At 56.8% G+C, this 15,503-nt stretch carries 17 protein-coding genes; 10 read left to right on the forward strand and 7 right to left on the reverse strand.

The window, feature by feature from the left end:
- Positions 1-1,095, forward strand: a complete 1,095-nt coding sequence (locus EGY08_RS26760; RefSeq protein ID WP_004121978.1) for an ABC transporter ATP-binding protein — start codon at positions 1-3, stop codon at positions 1,093-1,095.
- A gap of 7 nt (positions 1,096-1,102) precedes the next feature.
- Positions 1,103-2,242, forward strand: coding sequence for an alginate lyase family protein (locus tag EGY08_RS26765; RefSeq protein WP_123829178.1), 1,140 nt, complete (start codon positions 1,103-1,105; stop codon positions 2,240-2,242).
- A 171-nt stretch (positions 2,243-2,413) separates the two neighbouring features.
- Here the strand turns inward: EGY08_RS26765 and EGY08_RS26770 are convergent, their stop codons facing one another.
- Complete coding sequence (locus EGY08_RS26770; protein ID WP_004113724.1) at positions 2,414-2,758, reverse strand: RidA family protein; 345 nt, start codon at positions 2,756-2,758, stop codon at positions 2,414-2,416.
- 132 nt (positions 2,759-2,890) lie between these two features.
- Here EGY08_RS26770 and EGY08_RS26775 point away from each other — a divergent pair, with 132 nt between their 5' ends.
- The 5 genes from EGY08_RS26775 to rnd all read left to right on the forward strand — a co-directional run bounded on the left by EGY08_RS26775 (position 2,891) and on the right by rnd (position 9,283).
- Positions 2,891-4,801: an ATP-dependent DNA helicase gene (locus EGY08_RS26775; protein WP_049114344.1), complete on the forward strand. Its 1,911-nt coding sequence runs from the start codon at positions 2,891-2,893 to the stop codon at positions 4,799-4,801.
- Positions 4,802-4,868: 67 nt separating this feature from the next.
- A complete protein-coding gene (tsaB, locus tag EGY08_RS26780) occupies positions 4,869-5,564 on the forward strand; it encodes a tRNA (adenosine(37)-N6)-threonylcarbamoyltransferase complex dimerization subunit type 1 TsaB (protein WP_004121974.1) in 696 nt (231 codons plus the stop codon).
- 43 nt (positions 5,565-5,607) lie between these two features.
- Positions 5,608-6,192: a Slp family lipoprotein gene (locus EGY08_RS26785; protein ID WP_004121973.1), complete on the forward strand. Its 585-nt coding sequence runs from the start codon at positions 5,608-5,610 to the stop codon at positions 6,190-6,192.
- A 208-nt stretch (positions 6,193-6,400) separates the two neighbouring features.
- The gene (fadD, locus tag EGY08_RS26790; protein ID WP_087828987.1) at positions 6,401-8,086 is read left to right on the forward strand and encodes a long-chain-fatty-acid--CoA ligase FadD; all 1,686 of its coding nucleotides are present in this window, start codon (positions 6,401-6,403) and stop codon (positions 8,084-8,086) included.
- An 81-nt stretch (positions 8,087-8,167) separates the two neighbouring features.
- Positions 8,168-9,283, forward strand: a complete 1,116-nt coding sequence (gene rnd, locus EGY08_RS26795; protein ID WP_177447598.1) for a ribonuclease D — start codon at positions 8,168-8,170, stop codon at positions 9,281-9,283.
- Positions 9,284-9,349: 66 nt separating this feature from the next.
- On the opposite strand, the gene minE is transcribed toward rnd, so the two are convergent.
- The 3 genes from minE to minC are packed head-to-tail and all read right to left on the reverse strand — an operon-like array spanning position 9,350 to position 11,157.
- Positions 9,350-9,619: a cell division topological specificity factor MinE gene (gene minE / locus EGY08_RS26800; RefSeq protein WP_002910902.1), complete on the reverse strand. Its 270-nt coding sequence runs from the start codon at positions 9,617-9,619 to the stop codon at positions 9,350-9,352.
- A gap of 3 nt (positions 9,620-9,622) precedes the next feature.
- A complete protein-coding gene (gene minD / locus EGY08_RS26805; protein ID WP_123829180.1) occupies positions 9,623-10,435 on the reverse strand; it encodes a septum site-determining protein MinD in 813 nt (270 codons plus the stop codon).
- A gap of 23 nt (positions 10,436-10,458) precedes the next feature.
- Positions 10,459-11,157 (reverse strand): septum site-determining protein MinC, encoded by a 699-nt coding sequence (gene minC / locus EGY08_RS26810; protein WP_004121969.1) that lies wholly within the window; start codon positions 11,155-11,157, stop codon positions 10,459-10,461.
- Positions 11,158-11,283: 126 nt separating this feature from the next.
- Here minC and EGY08_RS26815 point away from each other — a divergent pair, with 126 nt between their 5' ends.
- The 3 genes from EGY08_RS26815 to EGY08_RS26825 all read left to right on the forward strand — a co-directional run bounded on the left by EGY08_RS26815 (position 11,284) and on the right by EGY08_RS26825 (position 12,782).
- A complete protein-coding gene (locus EGY08_RS26815) occupies positions 11,284-11,565 on the forward strand; it encodes a YcgL domain-containing protein (protein ID WP_004121968.1) in 282 nt (93 codons plus the stop codon).
- 16 nt (positions 11,566-11,581) lie between these two features.
- Positions 11,582-12,241 carry a fumarylacetoacetate hydrolase family protein gene (locus EGY08_RS26820; RefSeq protein WP_004121967.1) on the forward strand — a complete coding sequence of 220 codons (660 nt, stop codon included), beginning with the start codon at positions 11,582-11,584 and terminating at the stop codon, positions 12,239-12,241.
- A gap of 94 nt (positions 12,242-12,335) precedes the next feature.
- A complete protein-coding gene (locus EGY08_RS26825) occupies positions 12,336-12,782 on the forward strand; it encodes a YcgN family cysteine cluster protein (protein WP_004121966.1) in 447 nt (148 codons plus the stop codon).
- Positions 12,783-12,790: 8 nt separating this feature from the next.
- Here EGY08_RS26825 and EGY08_RS26830 read toward each other — a convergent pair whose 3' ends face one another.
- The 3 genes from EGY08_RS26830 to nhaB form a co-directional block, all read right to left on the reverse strand.
- Complete coding sequence (locus EGY08_RS26830; protein WP_123829181.1) at positions 12,791-13,135, reverse strand: DUF1971 domain-containing protein; 345 nt, start codon at positions 13,133-13,135, stop codon at positions 12,791-12,793.
- A gap of 116 nt (positions 13,136-13,251) precedes the next feature.
- Positions 13,252-13,782, reverse strand: coding sequence for a disulfide bond formation protein DsbB (gene dsbB / locus EGY08_RS26835; RefSeq protein WP_004121964.1), 531 nt, complete (start codon positions 13,780-13,782; stop codon positions 13,252-13,254).
- Positions 13,783-13,911: 129 nt separating this feature from the next.
- The gene (gene nhaB / locus EGY08_RS26840) at positions 13,912-15,465 is read right to left on the reverse strand and encodes a sodium/proton antiporter NhaB (RefSeq protein WP_032742139.1); all 1,554 of its coding nucleotides are present in this window, start codon (positions 15,463-15,465) and stop codon (positions 13,912-13,914) included.
- Positions 15,466-15,503: the final 38 nt, after the last annotated feature.

Consider the following 15,503-nt stretch of genomic DNA (forward strand, 5'->3'; position numbering starts at 1 on the left):
ATGGGATCTGTTGTACTGAATAGCGTCCGTAAATCGTATGGTGATGCGCACGTGATTAAAGACGTGTCGTTGACAATCCCGGACGGCGAGTTCTGTGTCCTTGTGGGGCCCAGCGGCTGCGGAAAGTCAACGCTACTGCGCATGATCGCCGGACTGGAGGAGATCTCCGGCGGGGACGTGCACATCAACGAGCGTAACGTCACGGAAGTGGAGCCGAAGCTACGCGACATTGCGATGGTGTTCCAGAGCTATGCGCTCTACCCGCAGATGACGGTGCGTGAAAATATGGGCTTTGCCCTGAAGATGGCTAAACTGCCAAAAGCGGAGATCAATCAGAAGGTTAATGAAGCGGCGGCGCTACTGGGGCTGGAGCCGCTACTGGAGCGCCTGCCCAAAGATCTCTCCGGCGGCCAGCGCCAGCGCGTGGCGATGGGGCGGGCGATCGTGCGTAAGCCGCAGGTGTTTTTATTCGATGAACCGCTCTCCAACCTGGACGCCAAGCTACGTACCCAGGTGCGCGGCGAGATCCGCGAACTGCATCGTCGACTGAAAACCACCTCGGTGTACGTTACCCACGATCAGATTGAGGCCATGACCATGGGACAGATGATCGTCGTCCTGCGCGATGGGCGAATTGAACAGGCGGGTACCCCGCTGGAGCTGTACGACCGGCCGGCGAATCTGTTCGTGGCCGGATTTATCGGTTCGCCGGAGATTAACCAGCTTCCCGGCGAGGTTGTGCTGAACGGCAACGCGACCAGCTTGCGTCTGAAAGATGGCTCGCTGCTGGCGTTGCCTGCGGGTTTACGGGTGATCGACGGCCAGCAGGTGGTGTACGCCATTCGCCCCGAGCAGGTCAACGTGGTCCATGAAGCGCGCGACGATGCGCTGGCGGCGACGGTGACGGCGGTGGAGAACACCGGTTCGGATATGCAGCTGTTCTGCGATACCGGCGGCGGGGCGTTTACCTCGGTGTTCAAACAGCGTCTGGCAGTAAAAGAGGGGGATAAGATCTGGCTACAGCCGAAACTCTCGGGCGTGCACCTGTTCGATGCGCAAAGCGGTCAACGCATAGCGTGCCGGGAGGTAAATTAAGGTGGCGATGAAGCTGTACACCCTTGATGAAACCTGCCTGGAAAACGCCCGGGCGGGCTTAAAACAGCCGTTTTCGCCGCTGCAGCTGGCGCTGAGCAAGCTGGTGTCGGAGGCTGACATTCTGCGCCGTGAAGCGCCGGAAAGCGTGGTGCACAAAAAACTGCGCCCGGCGAGCGGCGATGCGCACGATTACTACAGTCTGGGGACCTACTGGTGGCCAAACCCGCGGCGTCCCAACGGGTTACCCTATATTCGCCGCGACGGGCATATTAATCCGCAGTGTGAGAACAACGATACCGACACCTCGCGCATTATCCGCATGTGCGAACGGTGTCTGACCCTGGGACTGGCGTGGTACTTCACCGGCCAGCGCCAGTACGCGCAGGCGGCGGCCGCGCAGATCCGCTGCTGGTTCCTCGATGCCGACATGCGAATGAATCCGCATCTGAACTATGGCCAGGCTATCCCGGGGATTGTTTCCGGCCGCGGCACCGGGCTGATTGACACCCGCTTAATGTGGATGGTGGTGGACACCATCGGTTTGATTAACACGGCGAGTGTGCTTGATACCGACGATATAATCGGCCTGCACCAGTGGTTCCGCGATTTTAACCACTGGATGTACTACAGCGACATCGGCCACTCAGAGTACGTCTGGCACAACAACCACGGCACCTGGTACGACGCCCAGCGGACGGTTAACGCGCTTTTCTATGGCGATAAAGGGCTGGCGGCGCGGATCATCGAGCAGGGGATCACCCAGCGGATGGCGGCGCAGATTGATCAGGATGGCAAACAGACCATGGAGCTCGAACGTACCATCCCTTTCCACTACTCGTTGTTTAACCTGGAAGCGCATCTGCTGCTCAACCGCTATGCCGAGCACGTCGAGTTTGACCGTTGGAACGCCATCCGCGATGGGCGAGGCGTGAAGCAGGGGATCGATTACCTGGTGCCGTTTATTCGGGAACCGGATCTCTGGCCCTACAGCGACCTGCAGGGAATCGTGTGGGATAGCGCGCTGCGCGTGCTGCTGCAGTCAGTGAGGGGCTACGCAAAACAATCTGCCAGCTATCGTGAAGCGCTGAAATGTGTGCCGCAGGAGACGCTGCAGCTGAAGGAACAGCTCATGTGGTGTCCGGGCTGATAGAACAATGCTTCTTGCCTCCTGACGGCGCCGTGGCTGGTCGGCCTGGCTGGTATGTAGCCCGTAAAAGGCGTTTACGCCGCTATCCGGGGAATGCGCCGGATAGCGGCTTTGGCGCGGCTTCTTCCCGGGCGGCGCTACGCTTGCCCGGGCTACGGGGCCACGGCTGTCTTACACTGCGGCGATGATTTTAATCTCGACTTTGTACTTAGGATTCATCAGCTTCGCCTGTACCGTACAGCGCACCGGGGCATGACCGGCGACGACCCACGCATCCCACGCCTGGTTCATCGCCGCAAAGTCTGCGCCATCGGCAAGGAAAATCGTCGCATCAAGAATACGCGACTTGCTGCTGCCCTGTTTCTCCAGCACCGCGTCAATCTGCGCCAGGGTATCGGCGGTTTGCGCGCAGGCGTCGGCATCCAGGTTGGACGGCACGCCGGTGTAGTACAGCGTCTGGTTGTGGATCACCACATCAGACCAGCGGGCTTCGGCATCAATACGCGTAATGGTCATGTTTATTTCCTCTTTGTTCCGGTTCATTAAGCTGCGGCAAGACTGCCACAATGTTGCACCTGCGTCACTACCTGCACTGGCGAAAACCCCTCCACCCTGACATAATCACTGTCCAAATAACCAGGGGGTAATGTGATCGACGATTTTGCAGCAGACGGCCAGCTGGCCAGCGCGATTGCGGGATTTAAACCGCGCGAGCCGCAGCGCCAGATGGCTTTTGCCGTCGCCAGCGCGATTGAAGAAACCCGTCCGCTGGTGGTTGAAGCGGGCACTGGGACCGGGAAAACCTACGCCTACCTGGCGCCGGCGCTGCGCGCCAACAAGAAAGTCATTATCTCCACCGGCTCGAAAGCGCTACAGGATCAGCTCTACAGTCGCGATTTGCCGACCGTCGCCAAAGCGCTGAAGTACACCGGCAAGCTGGCCCTGCTGAAAGGGCGGTCGAACTACCTGTGCCTTGAGCGTCTGGAGCAGCAGGCCCTTGCCGGGGGAGACCTGCCGGTGCAAACCCTCAGCGACGTTATTCTGCTGCGTTCATGGTCTAACCAAACCGTCGATGGCGATATCAGCACCTGCGTTAGCGTCGCCGAAGATTCCCAGGCCTGGCCGCTGGTCACCAGCACCAACGACAACTGCCTCGGCAGCGACTGCCCGTTATATAAAGACTGTTTTGTAGTTAAGGCGCGGAAAAAGGCGATGGATGCCGACGTGGTCGTCGTCAACCATCATTTGTTCCTCGCCGATATGGTGGTCAAAGAGAGCGGCTTTGCCGAGCTGATTCCCGAAGCGGAAGTGATGATCTTCGACGAAGCGCATCAGCTACCGGATATCGCCAGCCAGTACTTTGGGCAATCGCTCTCCAGCCGCCAGCTGCTGGACCTGGCGAAAGATATCACGATTGCTTATCGTACCGAGCTCAAAGACACCCAGCAGCTGCAGAAGTGCGCCGACCGACTGGCCCAGAGCGCGCAGGATTTTCGCCTGCAGCTAGGGGAACCAGGCTATCGCGGCAATCTGCGCGAACTACTGGCTGACCACAACATTCAGCGCGCGCTGCTGCTGCTTGATGATGCGCTCGAACTCTGTTACGACGTGGCAAAGCTGTCGCTGGGCCGCTCGGCGCTGCTTGATGCCGCCTTTGAGCGGGCAACCCTTTATCGCGGCCGCCTGAAGCGGCTAAAAGAGATCAGCCAGCCGGGCTTTAGCTACTGGTATGAGTGTACTTCACGTACCTTCACCCTGGCGCTGACCCCGCTGACGGTGGCGGATAAATTTAAAGAGGTGATGGCGCAAAAATCGGGAAGCTGGATCTTTACCTCGGCGACGCTCTCGGTCAATGACGATTTACGTCATTTCACCGATCGCCTGGGCATCGGCGAAGCGCAAACGCTGCTGCTGCCCAGCCCCTTTGATTATGCCCATCAGGCGCTGCTGTGCGTGCCGCGAAATCTGCCGTTACCCAACCAACCTGGCGCGGCGCGGCATCTGGCAGCGATGCTCAAACCGCTGATTGAGGCCAACGACGGGCGCTGCTTTATGCTGTGCACTTCCCACGCCATGATGCGCGATCTGGCGGAGCAGTTTCGCGCCACCATGACCCTGCCGGTGCTGCTGCAGGGGGAAACCAGTAAAGGTCAGCTTTTACAGCAGTTCGTCAGCGCCGGAAATGCGCTGCTGGTGGCGACCAGCAGCTTCTGGGAAGGCGTGGACGTGCGCGGCGATGCCCTCTCGCTGGTGATTATCGACAAACTGCCGTTCACCTCACCGGACGATCCGCTACTCAAAGCGCGGATGGAGGATTGCCGTCTGCGCGGCGGCGATCCCTTTGATGAGGTGCAACTCCCGGACGCGGTGATTACTCTTAAACAGGGCGTGGGGCGTCTGATCCGCGATGTTACCGATCGTGGGGTACTGGTTATCTGCGACAATCGTCTGGTGATGCGTCCCTACGGTGCGACCTTCCTCGCCAGCCTGCCGCCCGCGCCGCGCACGCGCGACATCCGCCGGGCGGTACGCTTTCTTGCGGTGCCGCCGGCGAGGTAATCCGACGCAAAATGTGGTAAGCTGCGCGCCATTTTGTCAATCTGCTAGAGCGAGAGCGCGACAACCCATGCGAATTTTAGCTATCGATACCGCCACGGAGGCCTGCTCCGCGGCGCTGTGGAATGATGGCACCCTCAGTGCTCATTTTGAAATCTGCCCCCGTGAACATACCCAACGTATCCTGCCTCTGGTGCAGGAGGTCCTCAATGAAAGCGGCACGCAATTAACCGACCTTGACGCGCTGGCCTTTGGCCGCGGGCCGGGGAGCTTCACCGGCGTGCGTATCGGTATCGGTATCGCCCAGGGGCTGGCGCTGGGAGCCGAGCTGCCGATGATCGGCGTGTCCACGTTGGCAACCATGGCGCAGGGCGCGTGGCGCAAAACCGGCGCAACCCGCGTACTGGCGGCCATCGACGCCAGAATGGGCGAGGTCTACTGGGCGGAATATCAGCGCGATGAGCAGGGCGTCTGGCACGGCGAAGAGAGTGAAGCGGTGCTTAAGCCGGAAGCGGTTCGCGAGCGTCTGCAGCAGCTGGAAGGCGAGTGGGCCACCGTTGGCACCGGCTGGCAGGCGTGGCCGGATCTGGCTAACGGCTGCGGTTTAACGCTCGCCGATGGCGCTATTCAGCTGCCTGAAGCGCAGGATATGCTGCCGCTGGCCTGCCACCTGTTTACGGCGGGAAAAACCGTGGCCGTCGAACACGCTGAACCGGTTTATTTACGTAATGAAGTGGCGTGGAAGAAACTTCCTGGCCGCGAGTGAATCTCAGTAACTATAAGTCTGAGAAGAAGGAAGGGGTCGCGTCATGGCGGGGCAAAAAAGGGTAGTGCGTTGGTTAGTCGCGGCGGCAGTGGTCGCTGCGCTGAGCGGGTGTGCTTCGGTACCGGATGCCATAAAGGGCACCACTCCGACGCCGCAGCAGGATTTAGTCCGGGTGATGAACGCGCCGCAGCTGTATGTCGGTCAGGAAGCGCGTTTTGGCGGCAAGGTGGTTAGCGTGCAGAACCAGCAGGGTAAAACCCGCCTGGAAATTGCCACCGTTCCGCTCGACGGCGCCGCGCGCCCGGAGCTGGGCGAACCGTCGCGTGGGCGTATTTTTGCCGACGTGAACGGCTTTATCGACCCGGTGGATTTTCGTGGGCAACTGGTCACCGTGGTTGGCCCCATCGTCGGCGTCGTCGACGGCAAAGTGGGGAATACGCCGTATAAATTCATGCTGATGAATGCGACCGGCTACAAGCGCTGGAACGTTGTGCAGCAGGTGGTCATGCCCCCGCAGCCAATGATGGACCCGTGGATGTTCGGCCCGCGCCCTTGGGGCTACGGTTACGGCGGCTGGGGCTGGTATAACCCGGGCCCTGCCGAAGTCAGAAACGTCGTAACAGAATGATTTTGTAGATATTGTAAGCAAAAAGAAACAGCGGCTGGTCCGCTGTTTCTTCGTTTTCAGTCAAATAAGAAAAATAATTAGTGACGCGCTTCGCAACCTGTACAACGCCTAATTAATAAACTGGTACGCTGAGTTAATATAATGTTAACAAAATGTTTGTTGATCAGGGGCTGTGATGACGACGAATAACTATTTCAGAGGTGATGCAGTGAAAAAGGTTTGGCTAAACCGTTATCCCGCGGACGTTCCTGCGGAGATAAACCCTGACCGCTATCAATCCCTGGTTGAACTGTTTGAACACGCCGTGCGCCGCTATGCCGACCAACCGGCATTTATCAATATGGGCGAGGTGATGACCTACCGTAAGCTGGAGGAGCGCAGCCGGGCGTTTGCCGCTTACCTTCAGGAAGGGTTGGGCCTGCAAAAAGGCGACCGCGTCGCCCTCATGATGCCGAACCTGCTGCAATATCCGGTGGCGCTGTTTGGTATCCTGCGCGCGGGGATGATTGTGGTGAACGTCAATCCGCTCTACACCCCACGCGAACTGGAGCACCAGCTCAACGACAGCGGCGCCGCCGCCATCGTGATTGTCTCTAACTTCGCGCATACCCTGGAAAAGGTGGTCGATAAAACCCAGGTTAAGCACGTGATTTTAACCCGTATGGGCGATCAGCTTTCCCCGGCGAAAGGCACTCTGGTTAACTTTGTGGTGAAGTACATCAAACGGCTGGTGCCAAAATACCATCTGCCGGACGCCATTTCGTTTCGCAGCGCGCTGCAGCACGGCTACCGTATGCAGTACATCAAGCCGGAAATCGTCTCTCAGGATCTCGCCTTTCTCCAGTATACCGGCGGAACAACCGGCGTGGCGAAGGGGGCGATGCTGACGCATCGCAATATGCTGGCGAACCTTGAACAGGTCAACGGCACCTACGGACCGCTGCTGCATCGCGGCAAAGAGCTGGTCGTTACCGCGCTCCCGCTGTATCACATTTTTGCGCTGACCATGAACTGCCTGCTGTTTATCGAGCTGGGCGGGCAGAACCTGCTGATCACCAACCCGCGCGACATTCCGGGCCTGGTCAAAGAGCTGGCGAAATATCCCTTCACCGCGATGACCGGGGTCAACACCCTGTTTAACGCGCTGCTCAATAACAAAGAGTTTCAGCAGCTCGACTTCTCCTCCCTGCATCTCTCCGCCGGCGGCGGCATGCCGGTGCAGCAGGTGGTGGCCGAACGCTGGGTTAAGCTGACCGGGCAGTATCTGCTTGAAGGCTATGGCCTGACCGAGTGTGCGCCGCTGGTGAGCGTCAACCCGCACGATATTGACTATCACAGCGGCAGCATCGGTCTGCCGGTGCCCTCCACCGAAGCGAAGCTAGTGGATGACGACGATAATGAAGTGCCGCCGGGGGAGCCGGGGGAGCTGTGCGTGAAAGGGCCGCAGGTGATGCTGGGATACTGGCAGCGTCCTGATGCCACCGCGGAAATTATTAAGGACGGCTGGCTGCATACTGGCGACATCGCGGTGATGGATGAAGAGGGCTTCCTGCGCATCGTTGACCGCAAAAAAGATATGATTCTTGTCTCGGGCTTTAACGTCTATCCGAATGAAATCGAAGATGTGGTAATGCAGCACGCCGGGGTACAGGAAGTGGCCGCGGTAGGTGTGCCGTCCGGCAGTAGCGGTGAAGCAGTGAAAATTTTCGTGGTCAAGAAAGACCCGACGCTGACGGAAGAGATGCTGATTACCTTTTGCCGTCGGCAGCTAACCGGCTACAAGGTCCCGAAGCTGGTGGAGTTTCGCGATGAGCTGCCGAAATCTAACGTCGGGAAAATTTTACGTCGAGAACTGCGTGACGAAGCCCGCGCTAAAGTAGACAATAAAGCCTGAGCTAAGAGTGAATCGCCAGACGCCGGCTAAGCCGGCGTTTTTTATGGGCGCAAGTTAAGAGAGTATGATTTGAACTATCAGATGATCACCACCAACGATGGCCTTCGCGCCGTCTGTGACGCGGCAAGCGCGGTTTCCGCCATTGCGCTGGATACGGAGTTTGTCCGTACTCGCACCTACTACCCACAGCTCGGTCTGCTCCAGCTGTTCGACGGCAACCAGGTTTCGCTGATCGACCCGCTGGTCATCACCGACTGGGAACCGATGCGCGAACTGCTGCTGAATAAGGACGTGACCAAATTTCTGCACGCCGGTAGCGAGGATCTGGAAGTATTCCTTAATGCCTTTCATCTGATGCCGCAGCCGCTGATCGATACGCAAATTCTGGCCGCCTTTTGCGGTCGCCCGATGTCCTGGGGCTTTGCGTCGATGGTGGAAGAGTTTACCGGCGTGGCGCTGGATAAAAGTGAATCCCGTACCGACTGGCTGGCGCGTCCGCTAACCGAACGCCAGTGCATTTATGCCGCCGCCGATGTCTGGTACCTGCTGCCGATTGCCGGAAAGCTGATGGCCGAAACCGACAGCGCAGGCTGGCTCTCCGCCGCGCTGGATGAGTGTCAGCTGATGCAGCAGCGTCGCCAGGAGGTGCAGGATCCTGCCGAGGCGTGGCGCGATATCGGTAACGCCTGGCAGCTGCGGACTCGCCAGCTGGGCTGCCTGCAGCTGCTGGCGGACTGGCGTTTGCGTAAAGCGCGGGAGCGCGACCTGGCCGTCAACTTTGTCATTCGAGAAGAACATTTGTGGAACGTGGCGCGCTATATGCCTGGCAGTCTGGGGGAACTTGATAGCCTGGGACTGTCGGGCAGCGAAATTCGTTTCCACGGCAAGACGCTGATCGGCCTCGTCGAGAAAGCGCAGGCGCTGCCGGAAGAGGCGCTGCCTGAGCCGCTGCAGAACCTGATCGATATGCCGGGCTACCGCAAGCTGTTTAAAGATATTAAAGCGATTGTGCAGACCGTGAGCGCCGAGAAAGGCGTCAGCGCCGAGCTGCTGGCCTCAAGAAGGCAGATTAACCAGCTGCTGAACTGGCACTGGGGATTAAAAAGCGGCAACGGGCAGCCTGAGCTGGTTTCCGGCTGGCGCGGCGCATTAATGGCCGATCGCCTGAATGCGCTATTAAGCGAGTACCCGCGCTAGCGTGTAGTCTGCAAAGTAAAAAACCGGCTACGCATCGCGTTGCCGGTTTTTTTAACGCTTACAGGCTCAGGATTTCGACTCTTCAGTTTCCGGCAGGGTCACGTTCAGCTCCAGAATCGAAATATCACCGTCTCTCTGCTCAAGCTGCACGCTGACCATCTCCGGGTCGATTTGCACATATTTGCAAATCACTTCAAGAATGTCTTTACGCAGCTGCGGAAGATAGTGCGGTTCCGCGTCGCCGCGACGGCGCTCCGCGACGATGATTTGCAGGCGCTCTTTCGCAATGTTGGCCGTGTTCTTTTTCCGCGAGAGAAAAAAGTCGAGTAATGCCATAATTTATCCTCCGAACAGGCGTTTGAGGAAACCTTTCTTCTCTTCTTCTACGAAGCGGAAAGGACGTTCTTCTCCGAGCAGACGTTCAACGGTATCGGCATAGGTTTTGCCCGCGTCCGAGGTATCATCCAGAATAACCGGTTCGCCCTGGTTAGACGCGCGCAGGACGGACTGATCTTCCGGAATCACGCCCACCAGATTGATGCGCAGAATTTCCAGCACGTCTTCCATGCTCAGCATGTCGCCTTTGTTGACGCGGCCTGGGTTATAGCGGGTCAGCAGCAGATGCTCTTTAATCGGATCTTCACCTTTTTCCGCACGGCGGGATTTAGAGGCCAGGATGCCGAGGATACGGTCGGAGTCGCGAACGGAGGAGACTTCCGGGTTGGTGGTGATAATGGCTTCATCAGCGAAGTACAACGCCATCAGCGCACCGGTTTCGATGCCTGCAGGGGAGTCACAGACGATAAAATCAAAATCCATTTTTTTCAGTTCTTCGAGAACTTTGTCTACGCCTTCACGGGTCAGGGCGTCTTTGTCACGCGTCTGGGAGGCCGGGAGGATATAGAGGTTCTCCGTGCGCTTGTCTTTGATAAGCGCCTGGTTCAGCGTGGCATCGCCCTGGATGACGTTGACGAAGTCATAAACGACCCGGCGTTCACAGCCCATGATCAGGTCAAGGTTACGCAGGCCGATGTCGAAGTCGATAACGACCGTTTTCTTTCCCTTCTGGGCCAAACCAGTAGCGATGGCCGCGCTGGAGGTGGTCTTGCCAACGCCTCCTTTACCCGAAGTCACAACAATAATGCGTGCCATAGAAATTCCTTGTTAAAAAGGGATTAATTCAACGATTGAATCGTCAAAGCGCTATCGTCTAAACGTAGACGTGCCGCTTTGCCATAAAATTCGGCCGGAATGTTATCACTCAGCCAGTATTCCCCGGCGATGGAAACCAGTTCCGCCGAGAGGTTCGTACAAAATATTTGGGCTTCTCTGTCGCCGCCAGCGCCGGCAAGCGCTCGTCCCCGCATCATGCCATATACATGGATATTACCATCGGCAATAAGTTCAGCCCCGGCACTCACATGGTTTGTAACAATTAGATCACAGTGTGGCGCATAAATACGCTGACCGGAACGTACCGGCTGATCAATCAAACGCGTTTTTGTGATCTGATTAACAACTGGCGGCGGTGCGACAGGTTCTGGCGGGGCCTGACGGGTGGTTTTTTCTTTCCCTTCGGTTAATAACGGTATCCCGGCGCGGTCAATTTCGGTTTTCAACCGAGGAAGTTTACATCCGCTTACGCCCATAATACGCAGCCCGGTGGCCGCAATAGCTTCATGGAGAGGGCGCCAGTCGACGTCATCTTCAATGCTGCTGATATTCACTACCACGGGGGCATGACGTAAAAAGGCGGGAGCCTGGGCGATTTTGTCTTCTAACGCCTGACGAATAACCTCGGGATTTGCATCGTGCAAATGAACCACAGATAAGGTGAAGCTACTGCCCTTAAGTTCGATTGGCGTATTTGACATCCTGGCCTTACTCAATTTGCTGTTTATCACTCGCTGAAGTGCGGTGATATTCCGAAGACTAAAAGGCATGTTATAGTCACTCATATATAGAGGCAAGTGACCGCAGGTCTAATTCCGAGTAAAACTATGTTTTGTGTGATCTATCGAAGTACTAAACGTGAACAAACCTATTTATATGTCGAAAAAAAGGACGATTTCTCCCGCGTTCCTGACGAATTAATGTATAGCTTCGGTACGCCTAAACTGGCAATGATTCTGCCGCTTGATGGACGAAAAAAACTCATCCACGCCGATTTGGATAAAGTGAAGCAGGCGCTGACCGATCAGGGCTATTACCTTCAACTCCCTCCGCCATCTGAAAATTTACTCAAGAAACACCTGGCGGAACAGGGGAATAAATCTGATTAACCCACAGAGGTAAAAAATGTACCAACATCATAACTGGCAGGGTGCGCTACTGGATTATCCGGTAAGCAAAGTGGTTTGCGTGGGCAGCAACTATGCAAAACACATCAAGGAGATGGGCAGTGCGACGCCGGAAGAGCCGGTGCTGTTTATTAAACCTGAGACGGCGCTATGCGATATCCGCCAGCCGTTGGTGCTTCCTGAGGGCCTGGGTTCGGTGCACCATGAAGTTGAGCTGGCGGTGCTGATTGGCGGCACGCTGCGTCAGGCGACGGAAGATCACGTGCTCAAAGCCATTGCCGGCTATGGCGTGGCGCTGGACCTCACCCTGCGCGATCTGCAGGGTAAACTGAAAAAGGCCGGTCAGCCGTGGGAAAAGGCGAAAGGCTTTGATAACGCCTGTCCGATTTCCGGGTTTATTCCCGCCGCCGAATTTCATGGCGACGCGCAGAATACGCCGCTGAGCCTGAAGGTAAATGGCGAGGTGCGCCAGCAGGGCACCACGGCCGACATGATTCATAAAATTGTGCCGCTGATCGCCTATATGTCGCGCTTCTTCACCCTGAAAGCCGGTGATGTGGTGCTGACCGGTACCCCGGAAGGCGTGGGGCCGCTCGCCAGCGGCGACGAGTTGGAAGTGGGTTTTAACGGCTTATCGCTGACCACCCGCGTACTGTAACGACCCCTTGCCGCCATCTCCGGGCGGCAAAACTTGCAACGGCGTGCCAGACTGGTTATAAGGTGCACCCTGAATTGCAATGACGGACATCCCAATGAGCGAACAACCTTTCTGGCAACAAAAAACACTGGATGAAATGAGCGATGCGGAGTGGGAATCACTTTGCGACGGCTGCGGACAGTGCTGCCTGCATAAGCTGATGGATGAGGATACCGACGAAATCTATTTCACCAACGTCGCCTGCCGTCAGCTGAATATCAAAACCTGCCAGTGCCGTAACTATGAGCGCCGTTTCGAATATGAACCGGACTGCATTAAGCTAACCCGCGACAACCTGCCTACGTTTGAATGGCTGCCGCCGACCTGCGCCTATCGTCTGCTGGCGGAAGGTCAACCGCTGCCGCACTGGCACCCGCTGTTAACCGGTTCGAAGGCGGCGATGCATGGCGAACGCATCTCGGTGCGCCATATTGCGGTGAAAGAAGCCACCGTGGTTGACTGGCAGGATCATATTTTAAATAAACCAGACTGGGCGCAGTAGGCGCTCAGTTAGCCTTTCTTCGCGTGGAACAGCCCGCTCTCACCGTCGGTGTCGTCAGCAACCCAAAAGTTAATATTGAACTGCGCGTCGTCGCTGAGCTCAATGCGGTGCCAGTACTGCGGCGGGCTGGTTGCGAACTGCCCGGCGTTGATCACCACTTTTGCCTCCGGTTCTGTCGCCTGTTCATCGGCGAAACCATAGTAGGTTACCGTGCCTTCCATCACGCAAAGCTGGCCGAAAACACCCGCAGCGGTGTTGTGATGCGTCAATAGAGCGGCAGGGACAGTCTGTTTGGTAAAGAATGGCGTGGAGCGTTTTACTTTCCAGCTAGCGGGAATACGCAGATGAGACATGATTTGCTCCTTGGTTGATATCTATAATATGCATTTAATATGCATCTTTATCTAACTGACGTCAACGCGCGGGCAAAAAAAACGCTCCCGGAGGAGCGTTTTATCAGCAATCGTTTTTAGCGACCGAACAGATCGCGTTTTTTAGGTTTAAACGGCTGAGCGATAAGCACCAGCGCGCCGACAACCAGATAGGCGGCGAAGATGCCGACCAGCCACTGCGGCATTTCCAGCGTCAGGAATTCCCACTGGCGCACGGAGCAGTCGCCGGTCGCGACGAAGACCTGAGGCAGCCATTTATCCAGCGGCAGCCACGTTGGGAAACGGGCCGCGAAATCGCAGGTCTGGAAGGGGGAAGGGTGAAGCTGAATCATGGTGTGTTCCCATGCTAGCTGCAGTCCGCGCACGGCGCTGTAGAGCCAGATAATTATCGCCACATAGCGCAGAGGCGATTTCGGCGCGATGGCGCCAACAATGCCCGCCCCCATAATGCCAAATAGCGCACAGCGTTCGTAAATACACAGTACGCAGGGTTGCAGCAGCATGACGTGCTGGAACCACAAAGCAACCAATTCAAGAATAAACGCGGTTAGCGCCATCAGGAGCCAGGCACCGCGTCCCCTTGAGCACTGGTTTAAATATCGCAACATAATCATTTCCCTGGAACATGCTAAATCATGGCAGTGTAAACGAAAACCGAAGCGACGCCAGCAGCTAGTCTGAAAATATTACGTAAGCGAATATAGAATACCCGGGTTTTTGATCCGGGCATTGCTTTTTTATTTGAGCAACTGAGGCGTCACCAGCCAACCATGCTCCAGCATCCACTGGGTAGCCGGCATCAAGGTAAACTCGACGCATGCCAGTCCGACCAGGGTCAGAACGATGGTATACGGCAGCGCCATCCACACCATACGGCCGTAGGAGAGACGAATCAGCGGGGCCAGCGCGGAAGTCAGCAGGAACAGAAAAGCGGCCTGACCGTTCGGCGTGGCGACCGATGGCAGGTTGGTGCCGGTATTGATTGCGACTGCCAGCAGCTCGAACTGCGACAAACTGATGGTTCCCTGCTCCAGCGCGGACTTGACCTCGTTGATATAGACGGTGCCGACGAAGACGTTATCCGAAATCGACGACAGCAGGCCGTTAAACAGGTAAAACAGCGACAGCTGGGCGTGCGGCGAGGCCTGGAGAACAAATTCGATCACCGGCGCAAACAGGTGTTGATCGATAATCACCGCCACAACGGCGAAAAAGACCGTCAGCAGCGCGGTAAACGGTAGCGCTTCGGTAAACGCTTTGCCGATGGCGTGTTCATCGGTGACCCCGGAGAACGTGGTCGCCAGAATGATAACCGACAGGCCAATCAGGCCGACTTCCGCAAGGTGTAGCGCCAGGGCGATGATTAGCCAAACGCCGATAACCCCCTGGGCGATAAGACGCAGGCGATCCTGACGGCTGCGGCTCAGACGGCTACGATCGTCAAAATCCTGGAGGACTTTACGCACCGTTGGCGGCAGCGGTTCGCCGTAGCCAAACAGGCGGAATTTCTCAAGCATCATGCAGGTGAGCAGGCCACCGAGCAGCACCGGTAAGCTTATCGGCAGCATCCGCATGAAAAATTCGCCGAAGTGCCAGCCCGCGGCTTTGGCGATAATGAGATTCTGCGGTTCGCCGACCATCGTCATTACGCCGCCGAGCGCGGTGCCGACCCCGGCGTGCATCATCAGGCTGCGCAGGAAGCCGCGAAACTGCTCCAGGACATCGCGATAGTGCTGCTCAATATGGCTGTCGTCGAGCATATTGTCATCGTCCGGCCGCGCCGAAGCGACTTTGTGATAAATACCGTAGAAACCCACGGCAACGCTGATCACGACCGCGACAACGGTCAGCGCGTCGAGGAAGGCGGAGAGGAAAGCGGACGCGATGCAAAACGCCAGCGACAGCAGCATTTTGCTGCGGATGCCAAGCAGCAAACGGGTGAAGATGAACAGCAGCAGTTGCTTCATGAAGTAGATCCCCGCCACCATAAACATCAGCAGCAGCAGGACTTCAAGATTAGCGGCAACTTCTTCGCGAATATGCCCGGGCGTGGTCATCCCGATAAATACAGCTTCGATTGCCAGCAGGCCGCCCGGCAGCAGCGGATAACATTTGAGCGCCATCGCCAGGGTGAAAATAAACTCGATAACCAGCAGCCATCCGGCAAAAAACGGATGAAGATAAAAGACCAGCGGATTAACGATTAAGAAAATGATAAGAGTGAGTTTGTACCAGTCCGGGGACTGACCAAGAAAATTGCGCCACAGGGCGCGGCCATACGACATTTCCACGACAGACATCCTTTCTCCGCCAAATTCTGAAACATGAT

It is taken from the genome of Klebsiella sp. FDAARGOS_511, from assembly GCF_003812845.1.
GTDB lineage: Bacteria > Pseudomonadota > Gammaproteobacteria > Enterobacterales > Enterobacteriaceae > Klebsiella > Klebsiella grimontii.